The sequence below is a fragment of the Streptomyces sp. NRRL S-87 genome, assembly GCF_000719335.1.
In the GTDB taxonomy this organism is placed as follows: Bacteria; Actinomycetota; Actinomycetes; order Streptomycetales; family Streptomycetaceae; genus Streptomyces.
Genome location: NZ_JOGB01000187.1, coordinates 1 through 430 on the forward strand (window position 1 = coordinate 1; position 430 = coordinate 430).

The window sequence follows — 430 nt, forward strand, 5'->3', positions numbered from 1 at the left end:
AATCCGGCAGTACTTCCCCAAGGGCACCGACCTCACCGCCCACACCCGCGAGCATTTGGACGCCGGCGCTGCCGAACTCAACGGCCGCCCGCGCAAAACCCTCGACTGGGAAACCCCCGCCCAGCGCCTACATAAACTACTCGCGGCCTGACCCACACAACCACGTGTTGCAACGACCCCTAGAAACCGCCTCGGGGCTTCGCCCTGGCCTTCGGCCACCCTCGGCCCGGGCCTGCCTCCGGACCAGCCTGCCACCCCCGTCAAGCGCCTCCCCCACACACCACAGGGCGGCACTCTCCCTGATTCGCTGAGCCGGCTTCGCGGATGGGCCGTCAGGGGCAGCTGATGCGGGTGTCGCCGGGGTCGGTGGTGCAGGTGTCGAAGCCGGAGCCGCCGTTGGCGGTGTCGTTGGCGGTGACGCCGTCGGTGG

1 pseudogene is annotated in these 430 nt (G+C 69.8%); it reads left to right on the plus strand.

The features are described from left to right. A pseudogene (locus IF43_RS41345) lies at nucleotides 1-151 on the plus strand (IS30 family transposase); the annotation flags it as partial. Nucleotides 152-430: the final 279 nt, after the last annotated feature.